The 3,559-nt window shown below is 39.0% G+C and carries 3 protein-coding genes and 1 pseudogene; all 4 read left to right on the forward strand.

What is annotated here, in order from left to right; genetic code table 11:
* Nucleotides 1-240, forward strand: a pseudogene (locus DWX73_RS13600) (hypothetical protein); the annotation flags it as partial.
* A 189-nt stretch (nt 241-429) separates the two neighbouring features.
* Entirely contained in the window at nt 430-1,563 is a 1,134-nt protein-coding gene (locus DWX73_RS12920) for an ABC transporter substrate-binding protein (RefSeq protein ID WP_330413695.1), read from the forward strand.
* A gap of 8 nt (nt 1,564-1,571) precedes the next feature.
* Complete coding sequence (locus tag DWX73_RS15315; protein WP_330413696.1) at nt 1,572-1,793, forward strand: hypothetical protein; 222 nt, start codon at nt 1,572-1,574, stop codon at nt 1,791-1,793.
* 35 nt (nt 1,794-1,828) lie between these two features.
* Nucleotides 1,829-3,430, forward strand: a complete 1,602-nt coding sequence (locus tag DWX73_RS12925) for a helix-turn-helix transcriptional regulator (protein WP_118349094.1) — start codon at nt 1,829-1,831, stop codon at nt 3,428-3,430.
* The last annotated feature ends 129 nt before the right edge of the window (nt 3,431-3,559 follow it).

The following is a 3,559-nucleotide window of genomic DNA, read 5'->3' on the forward strand; positions in this document are numbered from 1 at the left end:
GAAAACAATCTTCATTGGGTGTTGGATGTTCATTTTCGAGAGGATGCATGTAAAATCAAAGCAGAAAAAGCGATGCAAAATCTGTCACTGATCCGAAAGATCTGTTATAATCTTATGAAATTGGATAAACGATTTGACAAGAAGAAAAAAATGACCTATAAAAAGATGAGTATGTTATATACATATCATTTAGAATATGTGCAGGAATTGATTTTTGAGAAAATTGTAGAAAATATTTAAAAATATCCATCTAGGGAAATAGTTCTCTAAATGGATATTTTATGCGGTTGCCCTGCCCATATGGGGAGTGCTTAAGACTCTGAAAACCGATATCATATACTATGTAAAAGTGTATCAAACCTATGGTTTTGTTCCTTGTTGAGATGTCAGATTGTTTATAAGATACTGTCTGGAAAGGAGAAAAATAATATGAGATGTATTATGAGAAGAATCTGCCTATTCCTGGTAATGATTGCGGTTATAGTTTTTACAGGGTGTGGGCAGAAGAAAAAAGAAGATCCAGTAACCGTTACATTGTGGCATGTATATGGAGGACAGACAGAATCGCCATTAAACGATCTGATTGATGAATTTAATGAAACGATTGGAAAAGAGGAAAATATCCAGGTACAGGTTGGCAGTGTTACAAATACGAATACGATACATGAAAATGTACTGGCATCCGCATTTGGAGATCCGGGAGCTTCCAAACTGCCGGATATGTTTGTTTCCTATCCTAAAACAGTTCTGGCGATGCCGGATGATACGGAACTTGTAGATTATTATGATTATTTTACAGAAGAAGAATTGAACGAATTTATTCCGGCCTTTTTGGAAGAAGGTGTCATTCATGAAAGACTTTCTATTTTGCCGGTAGCAAAATCAACGGAAGTTATGTTTATCAATAAAACAGCATTTGATCGTTTTGCGAAAGAAACAGGAGCGAAGATGGAAGATTTAAAAACATGGGAAGGACTCTTCGCAATGGCAGAACAATATGCTGCATGGACAGATAACCAGACGCCGGACATTCCTGATGATGGAAAGAATTTTTTCGTTCATGATTATCATTTTAACTATTTTCAGGTAGGTGTAGAATCTCTGGGTGAAAATTTCTTTAAGGGAGAAAATCTGGCTTTCGGACCGGAATTTCAAACAGTATGGGAACCTTATGCAAAAGCGGCACTGTCCGGAGGAGTATGGCTTCGCAGCGGTTATGCAACGGAACCTTTGCGAACGGGAGATTCGATTGTATCGGTGGCTTCGTCAGCCAGTGTGTTATATTATTCTGACAAAGTTACTTATGCGGATAACACATCGGAAAAAGTAGAGATTGTTTCCATGCCATGTCCCGTATTTGCCAGGGGAGAAACGATGGTCATGCAGCGGGGTGCCGGTATTTGTACGGTAAAATCTACACCGGAAAAAGAAAAAGCCTGTATTACGTTTCTTAAATGGCTGACAGAAGCCCAAAAGAATGTAGAATTTGTGACTAGTCTTGGATATATGCCGGTAAAGCAGGAGGCTTCGATATTTACCTTCCGGAGGCGCTCGAGAAGTTAAGTGATCCGATGTATGTATCACTTTATCAGGCTTTTTTAAAGACGCAGGAGAATTATACATTTTATACTGCTCCGCAATTGGATTCCTATCTGGATCTGGAAACAAAGTTTGAAGAACTTATCAGGCAAATCTTGTCAGTAAAGCGGTTGGAGTGGCTGGAAGACCCGGAAGATATGGATAAACTTGTTTCAGAGACATTAGAGGATTTCAAAGCAGCATACACACAATAATGTCTGCCGGATCGGCAAAAAGAGGTGGCTGACATATGGGAGAAAAGAAAATAAATTTCTGGAAGATTATAAAAGGAATAAAGAGACAAAACATTCGTATGCAGCAAAGACTGATTGTTTATTGGTGCGTGGTGATTTTAACACTTTTTTTTGTGACAGTTCTATTATTCAGTATTTTGGGAGTCCTTCCGGGAATGGATTTTAAAGTACGGGAAATGTTGTCTGCCCAGCAGAAAAATACGTTGTCAACTATGACAGAGCAGACTGATATTATGATGGCGAGAAGTATTTCTTTATCGGAAGACATTACAAAAGAATTGAATCAATGCCTGACAGCCAATGGAAAGACATTTTCAGATTTGAATGATAATCCTCAGCTGATCATGGATTTAGAGTCTGCGCTGTATCCCTCCTTGAAATCTGCATTGGATGTGAAGTATTGCAGTGGAGTTTTTGTTGTATTGGATGCAACGGTAAATACGAAGACGGAATATGCAGATACATCACGCATGGGAATTTACCTGCGCCTGTCTGATTTAAAGGCAGTAAATACAAGCAAACAGCACGTAGTTTTTTTCAGGGGAAATGCTGATATTGCAAGAGCAGAGCAGGTACAGCTCCATAACCGTTGGAATTTAGAATTTGATACGTCCGCATTGCCGGGTTATGAACAGATTATGCAGTTTGATGGGAACCGGCTGGTAGAGAGCTGCCTGTGGACAGACCGGCTGGAGCTGAGTGACACATGGGAGGATGTGCAGCTTTTATATGTCCCGGTTTTAGACAGTACCGGAAAAGTACGCGGTTTGTGCGGTATGGAGATGAGTAATCTGTATTTCAGGCTGTCTTATCCTATGGTGGAAGGTTCCTGTGGGAATATAGTGACAGTACTGGCTCCTATGGACAAAAAAGGAAACATCTATCTGGATAAGGCGATGTTCGGAGATACAAAGGAAACGTATCTTTCACCATCAGGAACGATGACAGTGAAGAAAGGAAAGTATTATAATACATATTCTACCGCTTTCGGGAATTATATAGGCAGGCATGAACTGCTTGAATTGAAGAGTTGTAATGGGATGCCGCTTGCGGTACTGACATTGATATCAGAAGCGAATTATGAAAAATTAACAGCGGACAATCGAAGGGACTGGATCATCGGTACGTTGTTATTCCTGATTTTATTATTGGTTGTTTCTGTCAGTATGTCCCGTCGTTTTGTGAAGCCGATTCTTCGGAGTTTAAAAGCACTGCAGGAGGATACGCTGACAGATGAAAATTTATCAGGAATTTCAGAAGTGGATGCACTGGTTGATTTTATGCAGAAAAAAAGAAATACGGAGAAACTGGAAAATGGAGGCATTCCTCCGAATATAGAAGAAATGCTCAAGGCGTTTGCTTTGCGCGTGGAAACTCTGACTCCGTCAGAGAGGATGGTTCTTCAGTATTATGTTGATGGATATACGATACAGGAGATTGCTTCATTGCTTTATATCAGTATTGGAACAGCTAGAAAACATAATACAAATATGAATCGAAAACTGGGAATAACTGTCAGAGAGGAATTAATGCTGTATATTGAGTTGTTTCGAAAATGCGATCAGTTAGATAAGCTGACATATAATAGAACTGAGTAAAAGAAAAAGAGTCTGTACAGGCAATGTCATTAAGTTAAGGAAAAATAATTAGATTCTTATATTAGAAATAATATAGGAGTCTTTTTATTTTGTAAAAATAGTTGACAAACAAGATAGAATGTGCGGCCG

It is taken from the genome of Coprococcus sp. AF21-14LB, from assembly GCF_003458885.1.
Taxonomy (GTDB): Bacteria; Bacillota; Clostridia; order Lachnospirales; family Lachnospiraceae; genus UBA9414.

Bases quoted from the DNA above. Each gene is read 5' to 3' on its own strand.
- DWX73_RS12925 (WP_118349094.1), top strand. From the start codon at position 1,829: ATGGGAGAAAAGAAAATAAATTTCTGGAAGATTATAAAAGGAATAAAG.
- DWX73_RS12920 (WP_330413695.1), top strand. From the start codon at position 430: ATGAGATGTATTATGAGAAGAATCTGCCTATTCCTGGTAATGATTGCG.
- DWX73_RS15315 (WP_330413696.1), top strand. From the start codon at position 1,572: ATGTATGTATCACTTTATCAGGCTTTTTTAAAGACGCAGGAGAATTAT.